Genomic DNA, 25,845 nt, shown 5'->3' on the forward strand with positions numbered 1-25,845 from the left:
GGTGTCCTTTCGGCGGGGAACCCCAGGCTCCCCACCGTCATCAACTGACGGTGATCTTGTCAAGGACGCGGGCCAGTAGTGTGCACTCACGACGAAAGGGGGGCACATGCTCGATGAGGTGGTTTCGCGGCCGATCGGTCAGGTAGTCGGCGGGCGGGAGGAGGTCTTCGACGACGACTGGGGTACGGTCACCGCGGTCATCCGGTTGGATGCGACGCAGTTCGCTCCTGACGCGCTGGCCGGCTTGGACGGGTTCTCGCACCTGGAGGTCATCTACTTCTTCGACCGGGTGCCCGTCGAGAAGATCGAGACCGGAGCCCGCCATCCCCGGGGCAACACCGACTGGCCGCTGGTGGGGATCTTCGCCCAGCGCGGCAAGAACCGCCCCAACCGACTCGGCCTCGCCCGCTGCCGCCTGGTCAAGGTCGACGGGCTGGAGGTGCACGTGCAGGGTCTGGACGCGGTGGACGGCACTCCCGTGCTCGACATCAAGCCGTACATGACCGAGTTCGGCCCCCTCGACCCCACCACCCAGCCCGCCTGGGCAACCGAGATCATGCGCCACTACTACTGACCGAGGCGAGCCTGCCGTCGGTCATGGTCAGTACGGTGTCCACGGCCGACAGGGCGGCCAGGTCGTGCGTGACCATCACGGTGGCCAGGTCGTTGCGCCTGGTCAGCTCAGCCAGGAGGGAGACGACCCGCTCGCCGCGCTCATGGTCGAGCGCGCTGGTGGGTTCGTCGACGAGCAGCACCTCGGGCTCGTTCATCAGAGCGCGGGCGATGTTGACCCGCTGCCGCTCGCCGCCCGACAGCTGGTGGGGGCGTTTGTGCTCCTTGCCCGCCAGGTCCACGGCCAGCAGCAGCTCACGGGCCCGGGCGACCGCCGCGCGAGGTGAGCCGCCAGCCAGGTGCGCCACGACCAGGAGCTGGTCGAGGGCGGTGAGGGAGGGCAGCAGGTTCGCCTGCTGGAACACGATCCCGACGTGGTCGCGGCGGACGCGGGTCCTGGCCGCCTGGCCCATGGCCGACACCTCGTGCCCGGCCACGGCCACGGTGCCGGAGGTGGGGGTGACCAGGGTGGCGGCGACGGCCAGCAGACTCGACTTGCCCGAGCCTGACGGTCCGACGACGGCGGTGAACTCGCCCGGAGCGACGGCCAGGTCGACGTGGTCGAGCGCGGTGAGCGTCCGGTCGCCGTCGGGGTAGGTCAGGACGATGTCGGCGAGCTTGAGGGTCATCGGAAGACTCCCAGGGCAGTCAGCGAAAGGGTCACCGGGAGGCTCCCGGGGCAGTCAGTGGATCGGTCATCGGGAGGCTCCCAGGGCGGTCAGCGGATCGGTCATCGGGAGGCTCCCAGGGCGGTCAGCGGGTCGACGGAGGTGATCTTGCGGATGGCCAGCGCCGCCCCGAGCGCACCGAGGACGATCATGACGGCGACCGGCACGACGGTGGTGGTCACCGACAGCACGAACGGGACCGTGCCCTCCGCCAGCGCGCCGAGCCCCGCACCGAGCGCGCCGCCGAGGCCCGCCCCGAGGAGCAGGACGATGACGGCCTGGGCAAGCGCGTCACGCAGCAGGTAGCCGGTGCTCGCGCCGAGCGCCTTGAGCACGGCGACGTCACCGCGCCGCTGGATCGTCCAGACGGTGAAGAACGCGCCGATGACCAGCGCGGAGATCGCGAACAGGAAGCCGCGCATGAGTTGGAGCGAGCCGTTCTCCGACGAGAAGGAGCCGATGGCGGCGGGCGCGTCGGCCAGCGGGACCGTCATGGTGCCCAGCCGTTCGTCGGCCCCCGCGAGGTCGGGCGTGCCGTCGGTGAGCAGAGCGAGAACCGTCGCCACGGTGTCGGCGCCGCCCAGCGACTCCCAGTCGTCGATGCTGATCCACGCGACCGGCGCGTGACTGTAGGAGGCCTCGCCACCGGTGCCGGAGACGGTGAAGTCCCGGCCGGCGAGCCGTACCTTGTCACCGGCCGCGAGGCCGCTGTCGGCGGCGAGCGCGGCCGACAGCACGACCTTGCCCGTGTCGACCGATGGCGGCGAAAGCCTGCCGCCGGGCTGGACGCCGAAGACGGCCGCCGCGGCGCCGGCGTCGCCGTAGCTGAGCCGTCCCATGGAAACGCCGAGCCGCTCGGCGGTGACTCCGCCCACCTTCCGCCATTCCTGCCAGGTCTGGTCGGTGATGCGGCTGTCGGCGAAGGCGGGCTTGTCCCCGCCGTCGAAGACGATGTGGTCGGCGGACAGGTTCTCCACCGCCGAGATGTTCTCCTGGGCCAGCCCGGCGGTCAGGCCGGACAGCATGGTCACCAGCAGCGTGATGAGGAAGACGACCCCGCCCATGAGGGCGAAGCGCCCCTTGGCGAAACGCAGGTCTCTGAGCGCCACGAACACGGCGCAGCCCTCCGTTGGAGTGTGGGTTGACACGGACCTCCCAAGGTTGGGTCAGCCGGTCGGGCCCGCGCTTCGCCTCTTCGGTCGGCCGGAATACACCTTTTGAACGATGCCGCGCACGACGCGCCCTCGCCTACGCTGAGCGAGAAATGATGGACTTTCCGTTCCCGCCCGCACTCCGGCTGCTCAGGTGGGCCATCCACGGCACGTTCGCGATCCTCCTGGTGATCGCGGTCGCCGGAGTCGCCCGAGAGGGAAGCAGCGCCCTGGTGGCGGGCGGCGGGCTGCTGGGAGTCCTCTACGCGGCGGGGATCGTCGTCGAGGGGCGGCTGCCGCACTTCGGCGGGCGCACGCACCTGCTGCTGGGCCGGACCTGGCTGGTGGTGGTCACCCTCGGCTGGGCGGCGCTGGCGCTGGCCGCGCCGCAGTTCGTCTGGCTGGCCTTCCCGCTCTTCTTCGCCTACCTGCACCTGCTGCCGCTGGCCGTCGCGCTGCCCGGGGTGGCCGTGCTGACCGTGGCGGCCATCGGGGCGGCCGGCTGGCACACCGGCGCGATGACCGCGGCCCAGGTGATCGGGCCCACGATCGGCGCGGCCGTGGCCACGCTGCTGGCACTGGTCTACAAGGCGCTGTACGCCGAGAGCGAGCAGCGTCGCATACTGATCGACGACCTGGTCCGCACCCGCGGCAAGCTCGTCGAGGCCGAGAGCGACGCGGCCCGGCTGACCGAGCGCGAACGCCTGGCCAGGGAGATCCATGACACGCTGGCGCAGGGCATGTCCAGCATCATCCTGCTGTTGCGCGCCGCCCGCCGCGATCTCGCCGAGCGCCCGCATGAGGCGGCCCTGCGCATCGCCGAGGCGGAGCACGCCGCGCAGGAGAACCTGGAGGAGGCGCGCAACTTCGTCAGGGCGCTGGCCCCGCCCGCCCTGCAGCACTCCTCGCTGACCGCCGCGCTGCGCAGGATCAGCGACTCGGCCGTCGCCGGCAGCGCCGCGCGGGTGCGGTTCGAGGTGTCAGGCGTGCCGGTGCCGTTGCCCGCCGACTACGACCTGGTGCTGCTGCGGGTCGCCCAGGGCGCGCTGGGCAACGTCAGCCGCCACTCCGCGGCCGACAACGCCCGGGTGACCCTCACCTACCTGGACGACCTGGTCGTACTGGACGTCTACGACGACGGGCGCGGCTTCGACCCGCACCGGACCGCCGACCCGCAGGCGGGCACCGGCTACGGTCTGCGGGTCATGCGCGACCGGGTGACCGCCCTGGGCGGCACCCTGACCGTCGAGTCGGCCCCAGGCGAGGGAACCGCCGTCGCTGCCACGCTGCCGTTGCCCCCGAGGGAGGTACGGTGATCCGCATCGTCCTGGTGGACGACCATCCAGTGGTGCGTTCGGGCATCCGCGCCATGCTCGCCGGGCAACCCGACGTCGAGCTGGTGGGCGAGGCCGCCACCGGCGAGGACGGCGTCGAGCTGGCCCGGCGGCTCGAACCCGACGTGGTCCTGATGGACCTCCAGCTCGGCGCGGGAATCCACGGCAGCGAGGCGACCAGGCGGATCGTCGCCCTGGGCGGCCCCCGGGTGCTGGTGCTCACCACCTTCGACACCGACGCCGACATCCTGGCCGCGATCGACGCGGGCGCGACCGGCTACCTCCTCAAGGACGCCCCTTCCGACGAACTCCACGCCGCGATCCGCTCGGCCGCGGCCGGAAGCAGCGCGCTGGCGCCCAGCGTCGCCTCCCGCCTGCTGGGCAGGGTGCGCGCCCCCGACACCACCCTCACCCCGCGCGAGCTGGAGGTGCTCGGCCATGTCGCCGCCGGGCTGGCCAACCGGCAGATCAGCAGGACGATGTTCCTGAGCGAGACCACCGTCAAGACCCACCTGGTGCACATCTACGCCAAGCTCGGCGTCGACTCGCGCACGGCGGCGGTCGCCGCGGCCATCAGGAGGGGGCTCATCCGCCCCTCCTGACAGGTCACGAGGCCGCGCACAGCGTGTCGCCCAACTGGGAGCGCTCGTAGAACACCTCACGACCGCTGCGCCGCCTGCTGACCAAACCGCTCTCCAGCAGCACCTTCAGGTGCTGGCTGACCGCGCCGGGCGCCATGGACAGCCGCCGCGCGAGGATGCTCGTCGTGGCCGCGTCGCTCAGCGTCACGAGCACCCGGGCGCGGGTCCGCCCGATGAGCGCGTCGAGCGCGTCGGGGGTGGGGACGGCCCCGTGCGACCAGACCGTGCCGACGCCGGGCACCGGATAGACCAGATTCGGCTGGTACGGCTCGGCCATCACGATCGTGTCCGGCCAGTGGAAGACGCTCGGGACCAGGATCATGCCGTCGCCGCCGAGCGGCCCGCTACGCCGCCAGGCACGGGTCCGCACCCGAAGCCTGCCCTGGTTCCAGGTGATGTTCGGGTGCAGGTCGTTGAACATCGCACCGGCCCCGTCGCGCGCCAGCTGCCTGGACCGGCGCAGCACCTCCGACTCGAACAGGCCGCGGATCTGCGGCCAGAACCGGTCCAACGCCGTGTCCCAGTACAGGCGCAGCTCGGCCGCCACGCGGGCGACCCCGGCCGCCGGGTCGTCGAGGAACTCCCGCACCACGGGTGTGTCGGCGCCTGGCAGCCTGGACACCTCGGACACCGCCTCGTCCAGGTCGGCCGCGGCGACCAGCTCCAGTTCGGCGGTGACGTCCGGCAGCGGGCTGGTCGGCGGCGGCGTCAGGAAGTCGGCGAAGTACGGCCCTAGCGGGACCAGCGCGAACAGCAGCCGCAGGTCCAGCGCCGCGAGCCGCGGTCGGACGGCACGGATCCACGGCAGGTGCAGTGCGTGCCGGTCGGGATCCTGCAGCATGCGCAGGCTTGCGACCGCCTCGGACACCGGCGAGAAGGCGAACCGCAGCCGAGCCAGGTCGGCGGAGGAGAAGTCGAACTCGGCGAACGAGGATTCAGCCACAGATGAAACATTTAGGGCTTGCGGGGCCGCTGGTCAAACATGATCCGCATGACAGTCCTCACCTCACGGTCGTTGCCGCGCCCGTTCTGGATGCTCTGGCTCGGCACCGTCATCAACAGGACCGGCGCGCTCGTGCAGCCGTTCCTGTCGGTGTACCTGGTCCAGGTGCAGGGCTTCACCCTCCCGCAGGCCGGCGCCGTCATGACCGCCTTCGGCCTCGGCTCGCTGCTCTCGCACCTGCTGGCCGGGTGGCTGGCCGACCGGCTCGGCCGCCGGCTCACCCTCACCGGCGGCATGCTCGCCACCTCGGCCGCGATGGTCGTGCTGGGTGCGGCCAGCGGGTTGCCCGCGGTGGCGGCGACCGCGTTCCTGCTCGGGCTCACCATCGAGTTCTACCGACCGGCCTCCCAGGCGATGGTCGCCGACCTCGTCCCGCCCGCGCTGCGGCCGAGGGCCTACGGGCTGCTGTTCTGGGGAATGAACCTCGGCTACTCGGTCGCGATGGTCGCGGGAGGCCGGCTCGCCGACCACGGCGCGCAGGCGATGTTCGGCGTGAACGCGGCCGTCGCGGTGGCCTTCGCCGCCGTGGTGTGGCGTGCCGTACCCGAATCCAGGCCGGAAGAGGGGCCGCCCGTGGGGGCGGGGCCGCGGGCGGTGCTGCGGGACCGGCTGATGCTCGCCGTCTGCGCCGCCACCGCGGCGTACGGCGCGGTGTACGCCCAGGCGTTCACCACCCTTCCGCTGGCCATGGCCGAGCAGGGCGTCAACCGGACGCAGTTCGGCCTGGCCATGGCGCTCAACGGCGTGCTGATCGTCGCCGTCCAGCCGCTGACCGGGGCGTGGCTGGCGCGGCGGGACCCCAGCCGCGTGCTCGCGACCGGAACCGCGGTCGTGGCGGCGGGCTTCGCGCTCACCGCGTTCGTCCACGACGCGGGCGGGCTGGCGCTCACGGTGGCGGTCTGGACCGTCGGAGAGATCGTCGTCGGGGGCGCACTCCCCACGATCGTGGCGGCACTGGCGCCCGAGGACCTCCAGGGCACCTACGCCGGGGTCTCCGGCATGAGCTGGGCGGCCGGCGCGGCGCTCGCGCCGGTGATCGGCACCGCGCTGCTCCCGCTGGGGCCCGTGGTGCTGTGGACCGGCCTCGGCCTCCTCGGCACCGCCTCGGCCCTGGGCGTCCTCCTCATCGCAGGACCTGTCCGCCTACGCACCTCAACCACCCAACCCATCAAGAGAACGGAAAGATGACAATGAACAACACCGCCCTCACCACGGACAACGCCGCCCTCCTGCTGGTGGATCACCAGATCGGGCTCTTCACCGGCGTCCGCGACATCACCGTCGGCGAGCTCAAGCACAACGTCACCGCCCTGGCGAAGGCGGCCTCGCGGCTGAACCTGCCCATCGTGGTCACCACCACCGCCGCGGACAGCCTGTGGGGGCCGCTCATCCCCGAGCTGCAGGCTGTGCTGCCGGACAAGCTCGAGGTGATCGACCGAAGCACCGTGAACGCGTGGAACGACGACCGGGTCCGGAACGCCGTCGAGGCCACCGGACGCACGAAGCTCATCATCGCCGGAGTCTCGCTCGAAGTGTGCGCGGCCTTCCCCGCGATCTCCGCGACCGCGGCGGGCTACGACGCCTACGTCGCCGTCGACGCCTCAGGCACCTTCTCCGCGACCAAGAGGGAAACCGGCCTCCTGCGGCTCCAGCAGGCAGGAGTGATCGTGAGCGACTACGCCAGCCTCGCCGTCGAGATGCTCGCCGACAACGCGCATCCGCTCGCGGGAGACCTGTACGCCGACCTCGACATGCCGTTCGCCGTCCTGGTCGGCCAGCTCTCCGCCGCCAACAGCCGTTAGCCGTCAGAGCGATCCGCTGGGGGCTGGTCCTTCGGGCCGCCGAACAGGCCGCCCAGGTTCTCCAGCGCCTTGCCCATCTCCGAAGGCACGATCCACACCTTGTTCGCGTCGCCCTTGGCGATCTCCGGCAGCACCTGCAGGTACTGGTAGGCCAGCAGCCGCTCGTCGGGCTTGCCCTCGTGGATCGCTCTGAACACCATCCCGATCGCGTCGGCCTGCCCCTTGGCCCGCATCGCCGCCGCCTCCGCCTCGGCCTGCGCGCGCAGCACCGCTGCCTCGGCCTCGCCCCTGGCCCGCAGCACCGCCGCCTGCTTCTCGCCCTCGGCCGTCAGGATCGCCGCCTGCTTCTGCCCCTCGGCCGTCAGCACCGCGGCCCGCTTGTCACGGTCGGCCCGCATCTGCTTCTCCATCGAATCCTGGATCGACGCGGGCGGGTCGATCGCCTTCAGCTCGACGCGGTTGACCCTGATCCCCCACTTGCCCGTCGCCTCGTCGAGCACCCCGCGCAGCTCGGTGTTGATCTCCTCGCGGGAGGTGAGGGTCCGCTCCAGGTCCATCCCGCCGACCACGTTGCGCAGCGTCGTGACCGTCAGCTGCTCGACGCCGACGAGGAAGTTCGCGATCTCGTAGGTGGCCGCCTTGGGGTTGGTCACCTGGAAGTAGATGACCGTGTCGATGCTGACCACGAGGTTGTCCGAGGTGATCACCGGCTGCGGAGGGAACGACACGACCTGCTCCCGCAGATCGATCATCTCCTTGATGCTGTCGATGAACGGCACGACGAGGTTGAGGCCCGGGTCGAGCGTGCGGTGGTAGCGGCCCAGCCGTTCGATGATCGCCGCGGTGGCCTGCGGGATGATCCGGACCGTCCTGGCCAGCGCGAACCCCACCACCGCGACCACGACAAGCGCGACGATCAGCTGCTCGGTGCCCATGGCCACACTCCGAGGTCGTAGGGGCCGACTCCGCAGATGATATTTGGTTTTCCCTTGTGGAAGCCGTTAACCGTACAAAAGCTATTGAGGTCTGGCGTACCAACGACCCAGGGAGCTGCGTTCGAGCACCAGCGGCACCCCGAACGTCCGCGAGAGGTTGTCGGCGGTCATCACGTGCTCGAGCGGGCCCTGCGCGACGACGGAGCCGTGGCGCAGCAGCAACGCGTGGGTGAACCCGGCCGGAATCTCCTCCACGTGGTGGGTGACCAGCACCATCGTGGGCGAACGGTGGTCGATGGCCAGCCCCGCGAGCCGCCGTACGAGATCCTCGCGGCCGCCCAGGTCGAGGCCCGCGGCGGGCTCGTCGAGCAGCAGCAGCTCGGGGTCGGGCATGAGGGCGCGGGCGATCTGGACGCGCTTGCGCTCCCCCTCTGACAGGGTGCCGAAGCGCCGCCTGATCAGGTGCGCGACGCCCATCATGTCGATCAGCTCGACGGCGCGGGTGACGTCGTGGGAGTCGTACTCCTCCGTCCAGCGGCCGAGGATCGCGTAGGACGCGGTCAGCACCAGGTCGATGACCTTCTCCTCCGCGGGCACCTTCTCCGCCAGCGCCGAACTGGCCAGCCCGATGCGCGGACGCAGGTCGAACACGTCGGTCTGGCCGATCCGCTCGCCCAGCACCTCGACCGCGCCCTCGCTGGGGAACAGCAACGTGGCGGCGACCTGCAGCAACGTCGTCTTGCCCGCACCGTTGGGCCCGATGACGACCCAGCGCTCGTCCTCGTTGACCGCCCAGTCGATGCCGCGTATCAGGGCCGCCCCGTCCCGCCGGACACCGACGTCCTGGAGCCGCAGCACCTGACCACCCATCGCTGATACCTCCCTGTGGAACGCTCGAGACCAAACCTATTGCAGGGCGAGCGCATATCGTGGACCGGTGCGCCCTCAACCGCCCATCTCACCGCCGCTCGTCGCGTGGGGCAACGCCTGGCTGACCGGCCACGTCGGCCTCGACGAGGCCGCCGACCAGGTGGAGAAGCTGTCGGGACCGGTCGTCGCCGGGTCGATGCCGCTGCGCGGATATCTGGCCGACCTACGAGTCGACGGTCTCACCGAACTGCGCCTCGCGCTGCCCGCTCCGGGCGATCCGCTCGGACTTTCCGGGCCGCCGGCCTTCAACGCGGCCGCCGTGGAGGCGGAAGAGGCGGCGATCGCCGTACTGAAGGACCGGGCCGTCGGGCTCGTGCCCGCGCCCGACCTGCGCGGATCGTCCTACGTGGGGGTGCGGCTGGCCGTCCACGAGTCCGGGCCGCCGCGCGCCGACCTGCCGTCGCTCGCGGAGGCCGAGCGGGAGCTGACCGCCGCGATGCGGGAGGCCACCGAGGCGCTGGCAGGCGTGGAGGGGCCGGCGCAGGGGCACCCAGGACGGGTGCGGGGCTGGGGCGGCGAGCTGGCGCCGGGGTACCCGCCGCGCGCCCACCGGGTGTCGACGCTGGCCGCGCGGCTGCTGACGGCGCTGCGGCTGGCCGACGAGCGCGGGCTGACGTCCGCGCAGATCGCCACCAGGTCGGTGGCGCTGCGCACCCTCAACACGACCGCCCGCCGCGCGCTGGTCTCCGCCCACCACGCGATCTTCGAGCCGCGCTGATCTCTCATCCGGTACGGCAAGCACCCGACAGCCCACCCAGGTCACCGGCCGGCCTCCGTCCAGGGAGACGCTCCTCCAGCTCACGGGGTCGGCCGCCGTTACGCGGCCCCGGAAACTCGGATTCCCCGCCCGACTCTTCCCTCTTCCCGCCTTCCTGGGACACCTCACCCCGGCCCGGCCTTCCCAGGGGTCGTCCGCCCCTCGTCCTCCCTGGATCCTTGGCCGGGCAGGTCTTTCAGGTGGGGGTCAGGGGGTCGAATCGAAGCGCCAGATCTTGATGCGTTTGTCCTTGCCTGCCGAGACCACCGCGGGCGCGTCCTTCACCGTGGTGACCGCCACCGAGTAGACCCCGCCGCCGTGCGCCTTCACCGAGCGGCCCAGCGCCTTCTGGGTCTCGGGGTCCCAGAGCCGGATCGTCCCGTCCGTGCTCCCCGACGCCAGCACCGCCTTGCCGTCCACCGACCCGAACGACAGCGAGTAGACGTTGCTCGAGTGCCCCGACATGGGCTTGCCGATCGAGCGCCCGGTCTTCGGGTCCCAGAGGCGGATCTTCTCGTCCTTGCCGCCCGAGGCCACCACGGCCCTGCCGTCCACCTGGCCGACCGCGACGGAGAACACCGCCTTGCTGTGCCCCTTGTACGTCTTGCCGTACGCCTTGCGCTTGGCCAGGTCCCACACCCGCAGTGTCTCGTCCTCGCTCGCCGAGACGACCACGGGACGGTCGCCCACGCGGCCGACGCTCAGCCAGTTGACGTCCTTGCTGTGGGCCTTGACCGAGCCGAGCTGCCTGCGCTTCTTCACGTCCCAGAACCGCAGCATGCCGTCGCCGTCGCCGGTGACCGCGACGTACTTGCCGCCCACCTTGCCGACCGCGACCGCGAACACCGCGATCGGATGCCTGCCGAGGATCGTGCCCTTGCCGGACTTGAGGTTCCACAGGCGGACCGTGTGGTCGTAGCCGCCGGTCACGGCCATCGGGGTGGAGCCGACGGTCACGCCGGCGACCGCGTAGACGTCGTTGTCGTGGCCGCGCAGCTTGGCGACGGTTTTACGGTTGGCGGGGTCCCAGACGCGCAGCACGCCGTCCTGCCCGCCGGACACGAACCGCTGCTTGCCGTCGATCTTGATCGCCGACAGCGACTGGACGGCCTTGCTGTGGCCGGACAGCGACTTGCCGTCCTGCTTGCCGAGCACGGGCAGCGCCTGCGGCGTTGTGACGGGCGGAACCGTCGGGGCGGGGGTCGGCGGCACGGAGCCCGCCGCCGAGGGCGATGGCGAGGGGGACGGAGTCGGCTGGACCGTGGGGGTTCCGTTCGCGAGCGGGGTCGGCGGCGGCTCCACGGGGCGCTCGAACGCTCGCGGCACGAACAGCAGCACGCCCGCCGCCAGCGCAAGCGCCAGAACCAGCGCGCCGCCGACCATCGCCGCCCTACGACGGCGCGACGTCTCCTCCGCGCGCAGCTCCTCGGGCTTGGTGTCCCTGAAGAACGCGTCGTTGTCGTTGTCGCTGGCGGGCGCCTTCCCGGACGCTCCGGCCCGTCGCGGGCGTCCCCCGGACGACCCGACGCCCGGATGCCCGCCCGCATCCGGCGGCGCGCTCCCGGCTCCCTGCCCTGGGTACGGCGAGCCCGCATCCGGCGGCGCGCTCCCAACCCCTCGCCCTGGGTACGGCGAGCCCCCGTCCGACGGCGCGCTCCCGGCCCCTCGCCCCGGGTACGGCAAGCCCGCGTCCGACGGCGTGCTCCCGGCCGCCTTGCCCGGGTACGGCGAGCCCGCACGCGACGGACCCGCGTCCCCCTGCGGTGGGCCCTGCTGAGGGGTGCCCTGCTGCGGCCCTTGGGGAGTCGATCCCTGGCGCGGATGGACCTCGCGGGGCGGGCCCTGGTGCGAGGGCCCCTGGTACTGCGGGCCCTGATGCGGTGGGCTTGGGTACTGCGGGCCTGGATACTGCGGGCCCTGGTGGGGCGTGCCTTGGTGGTTCGGGCCCTGGTGGTCCGGGCCCTGGTGGGAGGGGCCCGGCTGGGGCGGCACGAAGGCCTGGGGCGGCGGGCCATAGGGCGAGGCGGGCTGCGGCGGAACGTAGGCGGGCGTCCCCGAGGGATTGGCCCAGCCCCCAGGGCGGAAGTCCGACGGGTTGGCCCAACTGCCGGGATGGGAATCCGACGGATTCACCCAGCCGCCCGGATGGGAGTCCGAGGGATTCACCCAGCCACCGGGGTTCGACTGCGCAGGAGGCGAGGCCGGAGGGTCGACCGCCGCGTTGGGCTGGGCAGCGCCCGGGTGAGCAGCACCAGGGTGGCCGGAGCTGGGCTGAGCAGCACTGGGATGACCGGCGCCAGGGTGAGCGCCACCGGGGTGACCGGCACCGGGATGAGCGGCACCGGGATGAGCGGCACCGGGATGAGCGGCACCGGGGTGACCGGCGTCGGGGAGAGCCGTGTTGGGCTGGGCGGTACCGGGGTGGGCGGGGTTCGGGGAGGTGGGGGCGGCCCAGCGGTTGGGAGCGGGCTCCTGCGGCTTCGCCCAGCCCTCGGGCAGGGACTCGAACAGCCCCGGCGGGATCGCCTCCTCGGCCGCCACCTGCGACCCCGTGGTCATCGCCACCTCGGCGTCCCGTTCGGCCGCCGCCCCCTGGTTCTCCAGCAGCGAGAACAGCGCCTCGGCCGCCGAAGGCCGTTCCTCGGCCCGCTTGCTCAGGCACGACTGCACCAGCGGCCGCAGGTTGTCGGGGAACGCCGAGAGATCCGGCTCGTCGTTCATCACCCGGTAGATGACCGCGGGCAGGCTGTCCTGGCCGAACGCGGGCGCGCCGGTGGCCGCGTACGTCATCGTGAGCGCCCAGCTGAACATGTCGCTCGCGGGCCCGACCCGCTCGCCCGAGATCTGCTCGGGGGACATGTAGGCGGGCGTGCCCACGACCCCGCTGCTGAGCGTCATGGATGAGTCGAGCGCCCTGGCGATGCCGAAGTCGATCACTCGTGGGCCGTCGGGGCCCAGCATCACGTTGCTCGGCTTGAAGTCACGGTGGACGATGCCCGCGCGGTGGATGGCCGCGAGCGCGGTGACCGTACCGACGGCCAGGCGGTAGAGGGCGCCGCCGGAACGCGCGCCGTCCATCTGCACCACGCGCTGGAGGGAGACGCCCTCGACCAACTCGCTGACGATGTACGGCAGCTCGCCGTCCATGTTCGCGCCGAGCACCTGCGCGGTGCAGAACTGCGCCACCCGCCTGGCGGCCGCGACCTCGCGCATGAAGCGTTCGGCGTCGATGCCAGGGGCGTCGAGCCTGGTGTTGAGGAGCTTGATCGCGACCAGTTCGCCGTCGGGGCCCTCGGCCTTGTAGACGATCCCCTGCGCGCCTTTGCCCAGCCGCCCGAGCAACCGGTACGGGCCCAGCTCCGCTGGGTCTCCTGGTTGTAACGGGTGCTTGTCAGGCACCTGCGGCCTCCCCCTCGTGCGATTCCCCCAGTCCGCCAGAGTGACCGGCTCGCTGCGCAGTGCGCAAGCAACGTCATATCACGATAGATCATCACTCTTTGCGAAATCTTTGCTCTGAGTAATAATCGCCTAGAGAATGGGGGATTTCCAGTTCCGTAATGAGGGGGAGCTGCACGATGCGCCGAGCAGTCGGCATGTTCTTAGGGGTTGGCCTGGTAGCGCCACTGGCCCCGCTGGCCGCGGCGGTGCCCGCGGCGGCGCAGGTCGCGCCCGTGGCCGCCCCTGTGGTGGCAGCGGCCAAGAAGGATCCGTTCTCCAAGTTCCGTGTGAGCGTCTCGTACACCAAGGCGACCAAGCGCGGCGGCAAGATCACGTACTACATCAAGGCCAAGAACCTCGGGCCCTACGCCGCCGACTACTTCGGCATCGGCGGGTTCGTGCCCAAGGGCGTCGTGCCGACGCTGAAGTGGGGCGGGCCGAAGGGCACCAAGTGCGTCTGGCAGGACCAGATCTTCCTGTGCATGCCGCGCTACCAGGTGAAGGTGGGCGGCACGACCTGGCTCAACTTCCAGCTGACGCTGAAGAAGAACACCAAGGGGTCGGCCAAGGCCAAGCTCGGCGTCGTGGCCTACGACCTGCCGACCGGCGCGGAGAACCTCGATCAGGAGGAGCTCGCCCGGATGGGCCTCAAGGGCCACCTGTACATGAAGAACACCAAGACGAAGATCGTCTGGCCGCAGAAGAAGCGGCGCACGGGTAACGGCACCTACACGCCTCCCCCGCCGCCTCCGCCGCCGAAGTGGAACCCGCCGTCCCCCACGCGGGTGGAGCGGAACGAGAAGAAGGACACCTGACGTCCTCCCGAGCCCCCGGACGCGTCCGGGGGCTCGGGTTTTTCCTGGGCCCAGTCGGCCGAAGATGACGAGCCGACGGTCCCGTTATGCACTCAGTCCAGGAGGCCAAGGTACTGGGCGAGACGTCCCTGCACCTGTGTCAGCAGGTCCTCGTCGAGGGTGCCGGTTCGGTCTTCCAAGGCTGACTTCATCAGAGGCTGGACCGCGGGGATTCGAATCCAGCATTTCTTGACGACTCCGCCTTGGCCCCTGGCGAGTTGGACATCGAAGCGGGTGCGACGCGACGTCGAGCCTGAGATCGGGCAGGCCAGGACGAATGGCCAGCCGGGATCGCCATTCGACTCCCCACTTGTGACCACCACGACTGGGCGACGCTCATCGTGGACGACACGATCTTCCTCTGGGATCAAGCGAACTGCCTTGTCGCTGACGAGGTAAACGCCGCCAGCCACATAGGGACCCGGCACTATTCCTCCAGAAGTTGCCGGGTCGCCTCAGTACGGTGATCTGCGAGGTATGAGCTCTCCTCCACCAGATCGTCGACGCCGCCGGGTTCGTCATCGGGCAGGGGGTTGCGCTTGGCCCATCTGCGGAGCCGATCCAGGCCTGAACCCAGGTCGGGCAGCGGCGGCCCGCCGGCCAGATCGAGTCGCACCTCGCGCCGATTCTGCTTGATCGCCTCTTGCATGGGAGGCGTCTGGTAGGTGAGATTGCGCAACTGACCCGCGGACCATCGCCCGTACTCCGCCAGGACACCATCAACGATCTTGGCAAATTCGGCATCGATGATCGTTTGTGGCGCATCGATCAGATGGATGGCGCATTCGCGATAACCGGCGAAGGGGTCAGCGCTCTCCTCGACCTGAATGACACCCGCTTCGGACAGATCACGTTCGACCTCCGCGAGGCGAAGGCTGTGCGGGCCATAGTGGCGCCAGCGCCATTCGACGCCAGATCCCGGAGGGAGGCCGTGCTCGACGGCACGGAGGTCGGCCAGATAGAGAAGCTTGGCCATTTTGGTGCGGTTGATGCGCATGCCGCTGGCACGAGCGGTCGCCAGCAAGTAGGCGATGGCCGCCGCAGGGCCACGGAGAGGCGCAGAGGCCGACACAATGTCCAGTGTAGGGACCGGCTGCGCCATGACCAGCACCTCCCGCCCACCTGGGCATCGAATGTGTGTTCTATGATATCCGCTTGACGTCCATGACGGTAGCCTGCGGCGCGTTCAGAGCGTGCGCGAATGTCAGGATGAACCACCAGCCCCGGGCTGAGAATGTGGTCAGGCCAGGCCGTGGCGGACGGCGTAGAGGGCGGCCTGGGTGCGGTCCTGGACGCCGAGCTTCATCAGCACGTTCGAGACGTGGGTCTTGACCGTCTTCTCCGCCACCGCCAGGTCCCTGGCGATCTCCTTGTTCGACCGTCCGGCCGCGATCAGGCGGAGCACCTCCCGCTCCCGCTCGGTCAACGGCACCGGCGACGCCTCGGCCGTCATCATCGCCGAGGCCGCCTCGGGAGCCAGCAGCACCTGCCCTCCGTGTACCGCCCGCACCGCCTGGACGAGCGCGTTCGGGTCGACGTCCTTGTACAGGAACCCGGCCGCCCCCGCCCGCATCGCGGGCCCCACGTCAGACCGGTCGCTCACCGAGGTCAGCACGAGGATCCTGGTGGAGGAGCCGCCGAGCCGTTCGAGCGTGCCGAGGCCGTCGAGCACCGGCATCTTGAGATCCAGCAGCAGCACGTCGGGGCGCAGCGCCTCCACCAGCGTGACCGCCTCCTGGCCGTCGCCCGCCTCGCCGACGACCGTGATGTCGTCCTGCAGGTCGAGGAAGGTGCGCAGGCCCTGCCGTACAACAGGATGATCGTCAGCGATCAACACCTGGATCACACGCCCACCTCCATGCGCACCGTCGTGCCCTGGTCCGGCACGGACGTCACGGTCATCTTGCCGCCGACCGACTCGGCGCGGTCGCCCATCGACACCAGCCCCAGCCCCCGCAGTTGATCGGAGTCGTCGAACCCTGCGCCCTCGTCGCGCACCAGCAGCGTCAGCTTGCCAGAGGCGTGCGTGAGCCGTACGTCGACCCGTTCGGCGCCGGAGTGGCGCAGCGCGTTGTGGAGCGCCTCCTGGGCCACGCGCAGGACGGCCACTTCGACCTCGGCGGGTACGGCCGGCAGCTCGTCGCCCTCGAAGGTCACCTGGCACGGCTGGAGCCGGTCGAGCAGCCGCACGTGCTTGCGCAGCGTCTCGGCCAGGCCGTGCCGGTCGAGCTCGGCCGGGCGCAGCTCGACGATGACGGCGCGCAGCTCGGCCAGCGCCTCTCCGGCCAGGCGCTGGACGCGGTCGAGTTCGACGGCGGCGCGGGCGGGGTCGACGGGCAGCAGGGCGTTGGCGGCCTGGGCGGTCAGCCGGAGCGAGAACAGCTTCTGGGTGACCGCGTCGTGCAGCTCGCGGGCCATCCTGTTGCGTTCCTCCAGCATGGCGAGCTCGCGACCGCGCTCGTAGAGGCGGGCGTTGGTCAGCGCGAGCGCGGCGTGCGCCGCGAACATCGTCAGCAGCTTCTCGTCGTCCGCGGTGAACCCGCCGGGCACCTTCTTGTTGGCCAGGAAGATGATGCCGAGCACCTCACCGCCGTCGAGGATCGGCACGCCGAGGAAGTCGTGCATGACGGGGTGGGCCTTGGGCCAGTACTCGAACCTGGGGTCCTTCGGCAGGTCGGGGATCCGGACGGGGACCCCCTCGCGCAGCATCGCGCCGAGCATGCCATGCTGGCGGGGCAGCGGCCCGATGGCGTCCCACTGCTTGTCGGTGATCCCCTCGGCGACGAACTCGGCGAACGAGCCGTCCTCGTCGGGCACGCCGAGCGCCGCGTATCTGGCGTTGAGCAGCTGCTGCGCCGAGCGGACGATCACCTGCAGCACCTCGCGCACCGACAGGTGCCGGGTCACGGCCAGCACGGCCGAACTCACCGCTCGCAGGATGTCGGATTCGGGACTCACGAGGCTCAGCCTACGGTCCTAGGTCGAAGTGCTCACCACCGTCTCGGCCGCGGGCCCGATGTCGGGAAAGCGCCCGCTTCCTACCGTCGTGGTCATGACGAACACCGCACTCATCACCGGCGCTTCCCGCGGGCTCGGACTCGCGCTCGCTCGATCGCTGGCGGCCGCCGGATGGCGGCTCGTCCTGACCGCCAGGGGCGCCGACGAGCTGGAGAAGGCCGCCGCCGAGCTGGGCGCGACGGCCATCGCGGGCGACGTGGCCGACCCGGCGCACCGGGACAGGCTGGCGCAGGCCGTACCCGAGCTCGACCTGCTGGTCAACAACGCCAGTGCCCTGGGTGCCACGCCGCTGCCACGCCTGGCCGACTATCCCCTCGACGTCTTCGACTCCCTGCTGACGACCAACGTGGTCGCGCCGCTCGGGCTGACGCAGGCGACGCTGCCCGCGCTGCGCCGCCGCCGCGGGTCTGTGGTGAACATCTCCTCCGACGCCGCCACCGGCGCCTACGAGGGATGGGGTGGGTACGGCGCGACGAAGGCGGCCCTCGAACAGCTGTCGAACGTGCTGGCCGTGGAGGAGCCCGACGTGGCGGTCTGGTGGCTGGATCCGGGCGAGATGAACACCCGCATGTTCGCCGACGCCGTGGGCGCCGAGGAGGCCGCGAACGCAGCGGACCCCGCGGCCGTCGCGCAGGCCCTGCACGAGCTGATCAGGAGCCGCCCCGCCAGCGGCAAAGTGAGCCTCCCATGACCATCGACACCGACTTCGACTTCGACTTCGCCCTCCCCGACGCGCTGTCGGCGCACGAGCCGCCCGAGGCGAGGGGGATGGCGCGCGACGCCGTACGGCTGCTGGTGTCCGACGCGGACGGCGACTCCCACCACACGTTCGCGGACCTGCCCTCCCTCCTGGCTCCCGGCGACCTCGTGGTGGTCAACAACTCCGCCACCCTGCCCGCTGCCGTCAGGCTCGACCGGCTGGCCGTGCACTTCTCCACCGCGCGCGAGGACGGCACGTGGCTGGTGGAGCTGCGCCGCCCGTCCTTCGAGCCCTACTCCGGCGGCGCGCCGGGCGAGTGGCTGCCGCTGCCCGGCGGCGCCACCCTGCGGCTCATCGCGCGGGAGACGCCCCGCCTCTGGCGGGCCACGCTCGACCGCGACGTGGAGAAGTACCTGATGTCGTACGGCGTGCCGATCCGCTACTCGTACGTCGACAAGGACTGGCCGCTCGCCGACTACCAGACGGTGTTCGCCACCGTGCCGGGCAGCGCCGAGATGCCGAGCGCGGGACGGCCGTTCACGACCTCGCTGGTGACCGAGCTGGTCGCCCGCGGCGTCAGGGTCGCGCCCGTCACCCTGCACACCGGCGTCGCCTCCGTGGAGAAGGACGAGCCGCCCTACGCCGAGCGCTTCGCCGTACCCGAGACGACCGCGCACCTGGTGAACCTGACCCGCTCCGAAGGCGGCCGGATCATCGCGGCGGGCACGACGGTCGTGCGCGCGCTGGAGAGCGCGGTGTGCGCCGACGGGCTGGTGCACGCGGCCTCCGGCTGGACCGACCACATCGTCACGCCCGCGAAGGGCGTGGCGTCGGTCACCGGGCTCATCACCGGTCTCCACGAGCCGCGCTCGACCCATCTGATGATGCTGACGGCGATCGCGGGAGAGGAGACGTTGGCACGTTCCTACGCGGCGGCCCTGGAAGGGGGCTATTTGTGGCATGAATTCGGCGACTCGCACCTCCTTCTTGCCGATAAAAGGTAGATCTTTCCTGGCAAAACGTGGTAAAAATCTGCGGTCTTAACGGGGGCTCACTTTCTGGGCATCCTCGTCCTCTTCCTCATCGGAGACGTGAATGCGCCGCATCGCTTCTTTCATGATCGCCGCCCCGGTCGCGGGCGCACTGATCTTCAGCGCCGCGCCGGTCGCGGCCGCGCCCACGGCGCCCGCCGCCACCGTCGTGGCCGCCAAGTCGGCCGCCGCCGACCCGTTCTCCGTCTTCGACGTCAAGCTCACCGCGACCAAGAAGGCGAAGCGCGGCGGCAAGATCCGCTACACGATCACCGCCGTCAACACCGGCCCGCACGAGGCGACCGCGGGCACCTGGTTCGTCGGCGGCCTGTTCCCCAAGGGCGTCGACCTGCGCAAGATCACCTACCGGACCAGCGTCGACGACACGGCCTGCGAGCTGATCAAGCGTGAGCTGTTCTGCGTCCTTCCCGCCACCGTGAAGAAGGGCGAGTCGATCGCCATGGTCTTCGACGGCAGGCTGACGAAGAAGGCGTCGGGGTCGCAGAAGGCCGTTCTCGGCGTCGTCTCCTACAACGTCGAGACCGGCATGGAGAACCTCAGCAAGGAGGAGCTCGACCGCCTCGGCGTGCCCGGCTTCGGCTTCGTCAAGCAGGCCACGACCAAGGTCGTTCGCTGACCCTCGCGCTGACACCGCGCTACTGACGCCCGCTCCCGCTCAGCCAGGAGCGGGCGTTTTCGCGCCCGCGGACCGGAGCGTGCGCACTCGCGCCCGCGGGACCTGCGGCTCAGATGCTCGTGCCCGCAGGCCCTGCGGCTCAGACGAGGGCGGGGGCGGAGGCCGGGGTATGGCGGGGCAGGGGCAGGCGGCCCGTGGCGGAGGCGACAGCGGCCTCGGCCAGGCCCGCCAGCTCCCTCCTGTCCGCGGCGTTCACCGGCGGCAGAACGGTGACCTCCACGACGAGTCGACGCACCGCGATCACCCGCAGCAGGGACGCGGCCAGCGTGTCGTCCCCGACGTACGCGGGGGCGGTGGTCCTCGGCCCGTCCGCCTCCCTGTAGGCGATGGCGACGGGCGTGACGCTCACCCCCGCGTCCACCGCCGCCTGGAAGACCGCGGGTCTGAAGGTCCCGCTCCCCCTGCCGCACCAGGTCGTGCCTTCGGGGAAGGCGGCGACCGTCTCACCCGAACGCAGCGCGTCGGCGATCCTGGCCACCGCGCCCGGCAGGTCGAGCAGCGAGTCGCGGACGATGGGCAGCGCGCCCGACCCCGCCGCCAGGCCACCGACCACCGGCCAGGTCGACACCTCGCTCTTGGCCACCAGCCTGCACGGCATCGTGGAGGCGACCACCAGCGGGTCGAGCCACGAGATGTGGTTGGCCACGACCAGCCGGGCCGCCCGCGTCTCCCCCGGCCGCGTTCCCACGCTCCCCGGCCGCGCCCCTTCAGCAGGTCCCACGGCGCCCGGCCGCGCCCCTTCAGCAGGTCCCACGCTCCCCGGCCGCGCTCCTTCAGCGGACGGCACGGCTCCGGCGAAGAACGCGAAGCCCTGCCGTACCTCCACCCTCACACCCAGCGCCCTCAGCAGCGCACGCGACCACGTCAGCGTCACGCGGCGCCGGGCCGTACCCCTGACCAGGCGGGCCAGCGGCACACCCACCAGCACCACCAGGACGGCGGCCAGCCCGCGCAACACCATGCGCAGCGCACCGGCGGACCGCATCGGCACGTCCACGCACCTGGCGGTCGTGCACGGCGAGACAGGCACCCACGGGCTCATGACGGCTCCCCGAGGAAGTGCCGCAGGTAGCGCCGGTCCACCCGGTCCATCGACAGCAGCACGAGGAAGTCCGCGCACCCGAACGCCGGATCGTAGGCGGGCTCGCCGCAGATCCACGCGCCGACCCTGAGGTAGCCGCGCAGCAGCGGCGGCATCGCGAACGTCGGCGAGCCCTCCCCGAGATCCGACCACGGCAGCAGCGGCTTGACCCGGTACTCCTCGGGAGCCAGCGGCGCCTTCTCCATGACGTGCGCGGCCTCCTCCAGCGGCACCGAGCAGCAGCCGACCAGCCAGCCGTACCCGCCCTCGGTCATGTAGCGGGCGATCCCCGCCCACATCAGCCCGATGACCGCGCCCGCGCGATGCTCGGGATGCACGCAGGAACGCCCGACCTCGACCAGGTCGTCCCGCAGATGAGACAGGGCCGCCAGATCGAACTCGGTGTCCGAGTAGAGGCGGTCCTTCCGCTTCGGCGGCAGCAGCCGGTAGGTGCCGACCACCTCGTCGCCCGAGCGGACGAGCAGGTGGTCGCAGTAGGCGTCGAAGGGGTCGGCGTCCAACCCCGTGACGGGCGAGTCGAGCCGCGCGCCGAGCTCCTCGGCGAACACGCGGTAGCGCAGGCGCTGGGCGGCCTGCAGGTCGGCGGGCGTGCGGGCCAGTCCCACGGTGTAGCGGTGCATGTACCCATGAAGGCAGCCCATGATGGCCACCCGCCCACGGTCAGCCGTCCGAATGGTGAACCTCGATACAGAGCACGGGGGTTGTGCCAGTAGCGTGGCCTGATGTGGACCAGCGCACGCTCCTGATCACTCTCACCGGGCCCGACCGGCCCGGTGTCACCTCCCGGCTCTTCTCGGTTCTCGCGGGCTTCCCCGTGACCGTGGCCGACATCGAGCAGGTCGTCATCCGCGGCCGCCTCACCCTCGGCGTCCTCGTCGCGTACGCCGGAGGCCCCTCGACCGGCACCGGCGGCACGATCGGCGCCCTGTGGACGGCCGTCGAGCGGGTGGCCGAAGACCTCGGCATGGAGATCGACCTCGCCACCGGCTCCATGACCAAGGAGAAGCGCCGCCGCGGCCGCCTGTCGGTGAGCGTGCTCGGCGCGGCCCTGCCGCCCGCCGCGATCGGCGGCATCGCGGGACGCATCGCCGCCGCGGGCGCCAACATCGACCGCATCGAACGCCTCGCCCAGTGGCCGGTGACCTGCATCGAGCTGTCGGTCTCCGGCGCCGACCCCGACGCCCTGCGGGTGGCGCTGGCCGCCGAGGCCGCCGCCCAGCAGGTCGACGTGGCCGTGCAGCGCACCGGGCTGTCCCGCAGGGCCAAGCGCCTGATCGTCATGGACGTCGACTCCACGCTCATCCAGGGTGAGGTGATCGAGCTGCTGGCGGCCCACGCGGGCTGCCTCGACGAGGTGGCGAAGGTGACCGAGGAGGCGATGCGCGGCGAGCTCGACTTCGCCGAGTCGCTGCGCCGCAGGGTCAAGCTGCTGGAGGGCCTGCCCGAGGAGACCTTCCGCAAGGTGCGCGAGGAGGTCGTGCTCACGCCGGGCGCGCGCACGCTGGTGCGGACGCTGAAGCGGCTCGACTACAAGTTCGCCATCGTCAGCGGCGGCTTCACCCAGATCACCGACGCGCTGGTGAGCGACCTCGGCATCGACTACTCGGCGGCCAATACGCTGGAGGTCGTCGACGGCAGGCTGACCGGCCGGGTCGTCGGGGAGATCGTCGACCGCCCCGGCAAGGCCCGCGCCCTGGAGCGGTTCGCCCGCGAGGCGATGGTGCCGATCAGCCAGACCGTCGCCATCGGCGACGGCGCCAACGACCTCGACATGATCGCCGCCGCTGGTCTCGGGGTGGCCTTCAACGCCAAGCCCGTCGTACGGCAGGCCGCCGACACCGCGGTCAACACGCCCTACCTCGACTCGATCCTGTACCTGCTCGGCATCTCCCGCGACGAGATCGAGGCCGCCGACGCCGAGGACGCGACCCCGCGCTGATCCTCGGCGACCCCCGACACCTCCGCCCCCTCGGAGAGCGACGGGTGGGCGTCGGGGTGGCGCGGCGGCGGTCAGCCCGTGACGTCGGCGGTCAGGCGTAGCGCGTCGGCTGTCAGCGTCCGCAGCGCCGGGTGCGCTGTGGCCGCGTGGCGCAGCTGGCGTTTGACCGCCGTGTCGTCCGTGGCGGACGCCTCCTCGATGAGCGCGTCCACCCTGGTCGCCATCTCGGCGAGGCTGGCGTCCAGCTCGTCGGTCTCCGGTGTCGCCGTGTCGTGCCGTACGGCATGCGCCACCGCCTCCATCCGGTCGGCCACCGCGTCGAGCACCGCGACGGTCGCGTCCGTCCCGTCGGGCGCGCCCCGCATGACGGCCGCCAGCAGGATCGTGTCGTCACGCAGCTTGCGGGCGTCGGTCACGGCCTGCCGCAGCCGTTCGGGCGCCTGGCCGCCCGGCTCCTTGTCCACCTTGTCGAGCGACTCGTCCAGCCGAGCGGCCGCCTGGCCCGCCGCCTCGGTGTGCTCGGGCAGCTCGTCGAGGCCGTGCTCGGCCAGCGTCCGCACCATGCCCGCGTGCTCTCTCAGCAGGTCGACCACCCGATCCCTGAGTTTGGCCTCCTCTCCTCTCGGCCACATGAGCCTGCCCGCCAGCAGCGCGAGCGCGCCGCCGGCGACCGTCAGCAGCACCCTGAACCAGGCCGCGTTCCAGTCGAGCGTGACGGAGAAGTCGGACAGCATGAGCGCGAGCGGCGTGGCGAACACCGACCAGTAGGCGTAGCTGACCTCGCGCACCGCGAACCCCACCGCCGCGAACGCCCACACGACCACCACCAGCGTCACCGGGCCCGGCACGGCGGCCAGCAGCAGCGCGGCCATCGTGGAGCCGATCACCGTGCCGCCCACGCGCAGCGCCACCCTGTCGATGGTGTCGCCGTAGGTGGGACGCAGCGCCACCAGCACCGTGAACACCAGCCATCTGCCGTAGTGCTCGTGCAGGCCGACCATCAGCGCCATCGAGAACGCGACCGCGATCCCCGACCTGATCGCGTGCGCGGTCGCGTCGGCGCTGAGTGAGGGCGCCTGCCAGGTCAGGTTCGGCAGCGTGGCCGGTGCCCGCACGCCCTCGGTGGCCTGCGCCGAGATGGCCCGCACCGCCACGCCGATCCGGTCCATGCACCGGCGAACCTGGCCGAGCACCGCCCGCTGGACGGGCGTCAGCTGCTCGCGCACGGCCGCCACCCCCTCGGCGAAGCGCGCCACCGCCGCCAGCGCCGCCTCGCTGTCGGGCCTGCCGCCCAGGAGGCCCGCCGTCCGCAGCGCCTTGGAGAGGGCGGCGACCGCCTCGGTCAGCTCAGGCGGTGTCGCCTCCGCCTTCACCGCCTGGTGGCGCAGCGACCGCAGCGCGACGCTCTCGTGGAAGACCCTGGTCAGGGACGAGATGACGGCGTCGGGCGAACGGTCGCTCTCCTCAGGGCTCTGGAAGGCGGCCGAGGCGGTCCGCGCCTCACCCAGCGCCTCCGACGCCTTCAGGCGCAGCTCCGCCCACTCCTCCGGCTTCTCGTCGAACCCGTCCAGCAGGTCGGCTATCGCCGTACTCGCCGCCCCCAGGGCCTGCCTCAGCGGATCGAGCCTGCGCACCGGCCACGGCGCCAGGGCGATCACGCAGTAGAGGACCCCGCCGAGCCCCATCAGCAGCAGCGGGCCCACCCCCGGCGGCAGGCCGCTGTAGAAGCCGGCCACCATGGCCAGCACCGGCGGCATCCCGATCGCCTTCCACTGCCCGCTCGCCGCCGCGGCCAGCCCCACGCACAGCGCGGCGACCCACGGGTTCACCGTCAGGAAGGCGCCGAGCCAGAAGCCCACCGCCACCAGCGGCACCGTACGCAACAGGGTCGTGGCCCGCGTGCCGTACGGCTGGCCGTACGTGTCGCCGAAAGCGGTGAAATAGGCGCCGAGCGCGACGACCGCGCCCTCCTGCGGCCGCCCGGCCAGCGCGCCGACCGCCAGCGGAAGCGCCACGGCCACACCGCACAGCAGGCCATACCGCCAGGGTGGCTTGGCGGGCAGCGAGAGGAACCCGTCGCGCAGCGCGGTGATCGCCCCCCGCATCCGATCCCCCTCACAGCGCCGACCAGCGAGAACCCCGGATGTTCATACCCGGCATGAGGCTGGAGACGACGCCTCGGAGCTGGCGGTGCAGGTACGGCTCTGCCCACGCCTTCGCAGGCGGCGCGGGAGGCGACCCCGCACGCGGTCAACCAAGCCGCCAACCTCGCCTCGCAAACCGCGCTTGCCACCGGCACCACTCGCAAATACGCCCTGCGTAAGCACATCTACGCGACGTTCAAGGAACGCGAGCTGGCTGGGCGCACGGATCGCCCAGCAGGTGATCGGTGAGTCACGCTGCCGACGACGCGGCCTGACCCGTCGAATCCATCGACGGCGATGAGCCGCACGCTCGGTCGTTCACGGCCGAGAAGCCGACTGCTCCTTGGGGTCCCAGTGGGTGACCAGGCGTCCCTCCCCTGGCCACAGCTCCACCCACGGCGCGTCGACCTCGACTACGGCGAACGCGCCCGGTTTGAAGGTGAAGTCGCCGCCGGTCAGGCTCATCGCCATCTCGTGCACGGAGGGATTGTGCCCGCACAGGACCAGCGTCTCGACGTCGGGGTCGAGGCGGCGGATCAGCTCGTAGAGGTCTTCGGGATAGGCCCCGTAGATGTCGCCCTCGAAGCTGGTCTCCACCGTGGGGAAGGCGAGCTCGGCCGTCCTGGTGGTACGGCGTGCGGGTGAGCACAGGACCAGCTCGGGAGCCAGGCCGAGCGCCTTGACCGCCTCGCCCGCCCTGACGGCGTCGCGCTCACCCCTGTCGGTGAGGGAACGCTCGCGGTCGGCCAGCCCCGGCACGTGGACGGCTTTGGCGTGCCGCAGCACGATCAGCGTGCGCACTCGCTCAGCCTCCGTTCGACGCCCACACGGCCAGACCGGCGATGACCGCGAGGATCGCCAGCATGGCGAGCAGGATGATCACCAGCGCCTTCGCGCCGGAGTTGGCAGGCTCTCCCATGCCTCCCAGTCTTCCACCTCGAAGGCGCGCCCCCGCAAACACCCTTCCCACGGCGACCTTCCCGCAAAACCCCCAATCACCGACCGCCGGGTACGGCGCCCGCCGCCCGCCCAACCGGGGACCGACCTTCGGCCACTGCACCCGGCTCCCCCCATCCGGAACACCGACCC

25 protein-coding genes are annotated in these 25,845 nt (G+C 71.4%); 11 read left to right on the plus strand and 14 right to left on the minus strand.

The window, feature by feature from the left end; translation table 11 throughout:
* Positions 1-106: 106 nt before the first annotated feature.
* Positions 107-574: an SAM-dependent methyltransferase gene (locus tag ACFXJ8_RS24110; protein ID WP_379646188.1), complete on the plus strand. Its 468-nt coding sequence runs from the start codon at positions 107-109 to the stop codon at positions 572-574.
* Here the strand turns inward: ACFXJ8_RS24110 and ACFXJ8_RS24115 are convergent.
* Together ACFXJ8_RS24115 and ACFXJ8_RS24120 are read right to left on the minus strand one after the other, a co-directional pair.
* Positions 555-1,241 carry an ABC transporter ATP-binding protein gene (locus tag ACFXJ8_RS24115; protein WP_379646189.1) on the minus strand — a complete coding sequence of 229 codons (687 nt, stop codon included), beginning with the start codon at positions 1,239-1,241 and terminating at the stop codon, positions 555-557. The genes ACFXJ8_RS24110 and ACFXJ8_RS24115 overlap by 20 nt on opposite strands.
* A gap of 101 nt (positions 1,242-1,342) precedes the next feature.
* Positions 1,343-2,395 carry an ABC transporter permease gene (locus ACFXJ8_RS24120; RefSeq protein ID WP_379646190.1) on the minus strand — a complete coding sequence of 351 codons (1,053 nt, stop codon included), beginning with the start codon at positions 2,393-2,395 and terminating at the stop codon, positions 1,343-1,345.
* Positions 2,396-2,544: 149 nt separating this feature from the next.
* On the opposite strand from ACFXJ8_RS24120, the gene ACFXJ8_RS24125 reads away from it, so the two are divergent.
* Complete coding sequence (locus tag ACFXJ8_RS24125) at positions 2,545-3,747, plus strand: sensor histidine kinase (protein WP_379646191.1); 1,203 nt, start codon at positions 2,545-2,547, stop codon at positions 3,745-3,747.
* On the plus strand, positions 3,744-4,367 hold the full coding sequence (locus ACFXJ8_RS24130) for a response regulator (protein WP_379646192.1): 624 nt from the start codon (positions 3,744-3,746) through the stop codon (positions 4,365-4,367). The genes ACFXJ8_RS24125 and ACFXJ8_RS24130 overlap by 4 nt, the downstream gene beginning before the upstream one ends.
* Positions 4,368-4,371: 4 nt before the next feature.
* Here the strand turns inward: ACFXJ8_RS24130 and ACFXJ8_RS24135 are convergent, their stop codons facing one another.
* A complete protein-coding gene (locus ACFXJ8_RS24135; RefSeq protein ID WP_379646193.1) occupies positions 4,372-5,349 on the minus strand; it encodes a DUF5937 family protein in 978 nt (325 codons plus the stop codon).
* Positions 5,350-5,397: 48 nt separating this feature from the next.
* On the opposite strand from ACFXJ8_RS24135, the gene ACFXJ8_RS24140 reads away from it, so the two are divergent.
* Both ACFXJ8_RS24140 and ACFXJ8_RS24145 read left to right on the plus strand, forming a co-directional pair.
* Positions 5,398-6,597, plus strand: coding sequence for an MFS transporter (locus ACFXJ8_RS24140; RefSeq protein ID WP_379646194.1), 1,200 nt, complete (start codon positions 5,398-5,400; stop codon positions 6,595-6,597).
* A 2-nt stretch (positions 6,598-6,599) separates the two neighbouring features.
* Positions 6,600-7,211 carry an isochorismatase family protein gene (locus ACFXJ8_RS24145; protein WP_379646195.1) on the plus strand — a complete coding sequence of 204 codons (612 nt, stop codon included), beginning with the start codon at positions 6,600-6,602 and terminating at the stop codon, positions 7,209-7,211.
* Here the strand turns inward: ACFXJ8_RS24145 and ACFXJ8_RS24150 are convergent.
* Positions 7,208-8,146, minus strand: coding sequence for an SPFH domain-containing protein (locus tag ACFXJ8_RS24150; RefSeq protein ID WP_379646196.1), 939 nt, complete (start codon positions 8,144-8,146; stop codon positions 7,208-7,210). The two genes, ACFXJ8_RS24145 and ACFXJ8_RS24150, sit on opposite strands and share 4 nt — an antisense overlap.
* An 81-nt stretch (positions 8,147-8,227) precedes the next feature.
* On the minus strand, positions 8,228-9,016 hold the full coding sequence (locus tag ACFXJ8_RS24155; protein ID WP_379646197.1) for an ABC transporter ATP-binding protein: 789 nt from the start codon (positions 9,014-9,016) through the stop codon (positions 8,228-8,230).
* A 67-nt stretch (positions 9,017-9,083) separates the two neighbouring features.
* Between ACFXJ8_RS24155 and ACFXJ8_RS24160 the strand changes: the two genes are divergently transcribed.
* The gene (locus ACFXJ8_RS24160; protein ID WP_379646198.1) at positions 9,084-9,794 is read left to right on the plus strand and encodes a hypothetical protein; all 711 of its coding nucleotides are present in this window, start codon (positions 9,084-9,086) and stop codon (positions 9,792-9,794) included.
* A gap of 246 nt (positions 9,795-10,040) precedes the next feature.
* On the opposite strand, the gene ACFXJ8_RS24165 is transcribed toward ACFXJ8_RS24160, so the two are convergent.
* Complete coding sequence (locus tag ACFXJ8_RS24165; protein WP_379646199.1) at positions 10,041-13,232, minus strand: protein kinase; 3,192 nt, start codon at positions 13,230-13,232, stop codon at positions 10,041-10,043.
* Positions 13,233-13,426: 194 nt separating this feature from the next.
* Here ACFXJ8_RS24165 and ACFXJ8_RS24170 point away from each other — a divergent pair, with 194 nt between their 5' ends.
* Entirely contained in the window at positions 13,427-14,086 is a 660-nt protein-coding gene (locus tag ACFXJ8_RS24170) for a hypothetical protein (RefSeq protein WP_379646200.1), read from the plus strand.
* Between the two features lie 92 nt (positions 14,087-14,178).
* On the opposite strand, the gene ACFXJ8_RS24175 is transcribed toward ACFXJ8_RS24170, so the two are convergent.
* The 4 genes from ACFXJ8_RS24175 to ACFXJ8_RS24190 form a co-directional block, all read right to left on the minus strand.
* Positions 14,179-14,553 (minus strand): type II toxin-antitoxin system PemK/MazF family toxin, encoded by a 375-nt coding sequence (locus tag ACFXJ8_RS24175; protein ID WP_379646201.1) that lies wholly within the window; start codon positions 14,551-14,553, stop codon positions 14,179-14,181.
* Positions 14,553-15,227, minus strand: a complete 675-nt coding sequence (locus tag ACFXJ8_RS24180) for a type II toxin-antitoxin system antitoxin SocA domain-containing protein (RefSeq protein WP_379646202.1) — start codon at positions 15,225-15,227, stop codon at positions 14,553-14,555. Before ACFXJ8_RS24180 ends, ACFXJ8_RS24175 begins: the two co-directional genes overlap by 1 nt.
* Positions 15,228-15,365: 138 nt before the next feature.
* The gene (locus tag ACFXJ8_RS24185) at positions 15,366-15,971 is read right to left on the minus strand and encodes a response regulator (protein ID WP_379646203.1); all 606 of its coding nucleotides are present in this window, start codon (positions 15,969-15,971) and stop codon (positions 15,366-15,368) included.
* Positions 15,968-17,083 (minus strand): GAF domain-containing sensor histidine kinase, encoded by a 1,116-nt coding sequence (locus tag ACFXJ8_RS24190; protein ID WP_379646204.1) that lies wholly within the window; start codon positions 17,081-17,083, stop codon positions 15,968-15,970. Before ACFXJ8_RS24190 ends, ACFXJ8_RS24185 begins: the two co-directional genes overlap by 4 nt.
* Positions 17,084-17,177: 94 nt before the next feature.
* Between ACFXJ8_RS24190 and ACFXJ8_RS24195 the strand changes: the two genes are divergently transcribed.
* The 3 genes from ACFXJ8_RS24195 (at position 17,178) to ACFXJ8_RS24205 (ending at position 19,511) form a co-directional block, all read left to right on the plus strand.
* The gene (locus ACFXJ8_RS24195; protein ID WP_379646205.1) at positions 17,178-17,834 is read left to right on the plus strand and encodes an SDR family NAD(P)-dependent oxidoreductase; all 657 of its coding nucleotides are present in this window, start codon (positions 17,178-17,180) and stop codon (positions 17,832-17,834) included.
* Positions 17,831-18,847, plus strand: coding sequence for an S-adenosylmethionine:tRNA ribosyltransferase-isomerase (locus ACFXJ8_RS24200; protein ID WP_379646206.1), 1,017 nt, complete (start codon positions 17,831-17,833; stop codon positions 18,845-18,847). Before ACFXJ8_RS24195 ends, ACFXJ8_RS24200 begins: the two co-directional genes overlap by 4 nt.
* 112 nt (positions 18,848-18,959) lie before the next feature.
* Positions 18,960-19,511: a hypothetical protein gene (locus tag ACFXJ8_RS24205; RefSeq protein ID WP_379646207.1), complete on the plus strand. Its 552-nt coding sequence runs from the start codon at positions 18,960-18,962 to the stop codon at positions 19,509-19,511.
* A 139-nt stretch (positions 19,512-19,650) separates the two neighbouring features.
* Here the strand turns inward: ACFXJ8_RS24205 and ACFXJ8_RS24210 are convergent, their stop codons facing one another.
* Both ACFXJ8_RS24210 and ACFXJ8_RS24215 read right to left on the minus strand, forming a co-directional pair.
* On the minus strand, positions 19,651-20,613 hold the full coding sequence (locus tag ACFXJ8_RS24210; protein ID WP_379646208.1) for a lysophospholipid acyltransferase family protein: 963 nt from the start codon (positions 20,611-20,613) through the stop codon (positions 19,651-19,653).
* Positions 20,610-21,293, minus strand: coding sequence for a GNAT family N-acetyltransferase (locus ACFXJ8_RS24215; RefSeq protein WP_379646209.1), 684 nt, complete (start codon positions 21,291-21,293; stop codon positions 20,610-20,612). Before ACFXJ8_RS24215 ends, ACFXJ8_RS24210 begins: the two co-directional genes overlap by 4 nt.
* 104 nt (positions 21,294-21,397) lie before the next feature.
* On the opposite strand from ACFXJ8_RS24215, the gene serB reads away from it, so the two are divergent.
* Positions 21,398-22,612, plus strand: a complete 1,215-nt coding sequence (serB, locus tag ACFXJ8_RS24220) for a phosphoserine phosphatase SerB (RefSeq protein ID WP_379646210.1) — start codon at positions 21,398-21,400, stop codon at positions 22,610-22,612.
* Between the two features lie 71 nt (positions 22,613-22,683).
* On the opposite strand, the gene ACFXJ8_RS24225 is transcribed toward serB, so the two are convergent.
* Complete coding sequence (locus ACFXJ8_RS24225) at positions 22,684-24,717, minus strand: FUSC family protein (RefSeq protein ID WP_379646211.1); 2,034 nt, start codon at positions 24,715-24,717, stop codon at positions 22,684-22,686.
* 357 nt (positions 24,718-25,074) lie between these two features.
* Positions 25,075-25,557, minus strand: a complete 483-nt coding sequence (locus ACFXJ8_RS24230) for a SixA phosphatase family protein (RefSeq protein WP_379646212.1) — start codon at positions 25,555-25,557, stop codon at positions 25,075-25,077.
* Between the last annotated feature and the right edge of the window lie 288 nt (positions 25,558-25,845).

Source organism: Nonomuraea sp. NPDC059194 (assembly GCF_042754765.1).
In the GTDB taxonomy this organism is placed as follows: domain Bacteria; phylum Actinomycetota; class Actinomycetes; order Streptosporangiales; family Streptosporangiaceae; genus Nonomuraea.

What these genes read in the sequence shown, in the direction of transcription:
- ACFXJ8_RS24110 (WP_379646188.1), top strand. Translation starts at nt 107, where the DNA reads ATGCTCGATGAGGTGGTTTCGCGGCCGATCGGTCAGGTAGTCGGCGGG.
- ACFXJ8_RS24115 (WP_379646189.1), bottom strand. Translation starts at nt 1,241, where the DNA reads ATGACCCTCAAGCTCGCCGACATCGTCCTGACCTACCCCGACGGCGAC.
- ACFXJ8_RS24125 (WP_379646191.1), top strand. Translation starts at nt 2,545, where the DNA reads ATGATGGACTTTCCGTTCCCGCCCGCACTCCGGCTGCTCAGGTGGGCC.
- ACFXJ8_RS24140 (WP_379646194.1), top strand. Translation starts at nt 5,398, where the DNA reads ATGACAGTCCTCACCTCACGGTCGTTGCCGCGCCCGTTCTGGATGCTC.
- ACFXJ8_RS24145 (WP_379646195.1), top strand. Translation starts at nt 6,600, where the DNA reads ATGAACAACACCGCCCTCACCACGGACAACGCCGCCCTCCTGCTGGTG.
- ACFXJ8_RS24150 (WP_379646196.1), bottom strand. Translation starts at nt 8,146, where the DNA reads ATGGGCACCGAGCAGCTGATCGTCGCGCTTGTCGTGGTCGCGGTGGTG.
- ACFXJ8_RS24155 (WP_379646197.1), bottom strand. Translation starts at nt 9,016, where the DNA reads ATGGGTGGTCAGGTGCTGCGGCTCCAGGACGTCGGTGTCCGGCGGGAC.
- ACFXJ8_RS24170 (WP_379646200.1), top strand. Translation starts at nt 13,427, where the DNA reads ATGTTCTTAGGGGTTGGCCTGGTAGCGCCACTGGCCCCGCTGGCCGCG.
- ACFXJ8_RS24180 (WP_379646202.1), bottom strand. Translation starts at nt 15,227, where the DNA reads ATGGCGCAGCCGGTCCCTACACTGGACATTGTGTCGGCCTCTGCGCCT.
- ACFXJ8_RS24195 (WP_379646205.1), top strand. Translation starts at nt 17,178, where the DNA reads ATGACGAACACCGCACTCATCACCGGCGCTTCCCGCGGGCTCGGACTC.
- ACFXJ8_RS24200 (WP_379646206.1), top strand. Translation starts at nt 17,831, where the DNA reads ATGACCATCGACACCGACTTCGACTTCGACTTCGCCCTCCCCGACGCG.
- ACFXJ8_RS24205 (WP_379646207.1), top strand. Translation starts at nt 18,960, where the DNA reads ATGATCGCCGCCCCGGTCGCGGGCGCACTGATCTTCAGCGCCGCGCCG.
- ACFXJ8_RS24210 (WP_379646208.1), bottom strand. Translation starts at nt 20,613, where the DNA reads ATGAGCCCGTGGGTGCCTGTCTCGCCGTGCACGACCGCCAGGTGCGTG.
- ACFXJ8_RS24215 (WP_379646209.1), bottom strand. Translation starts at nt 21,293, where the DNA reads ATGCACCGCTACACCGTGGGACTGGCCCGCACGCCCGCCGACCTGCAG.
- ACFXJ8_RS24225 (WP_379646211.1), bottom strand. Translation starts at nt 24,717, where the DNA reads ATGCGGGGGGCGATCACCGCGCTGCGCGACGGGTTCCTCTCGCTGCCC.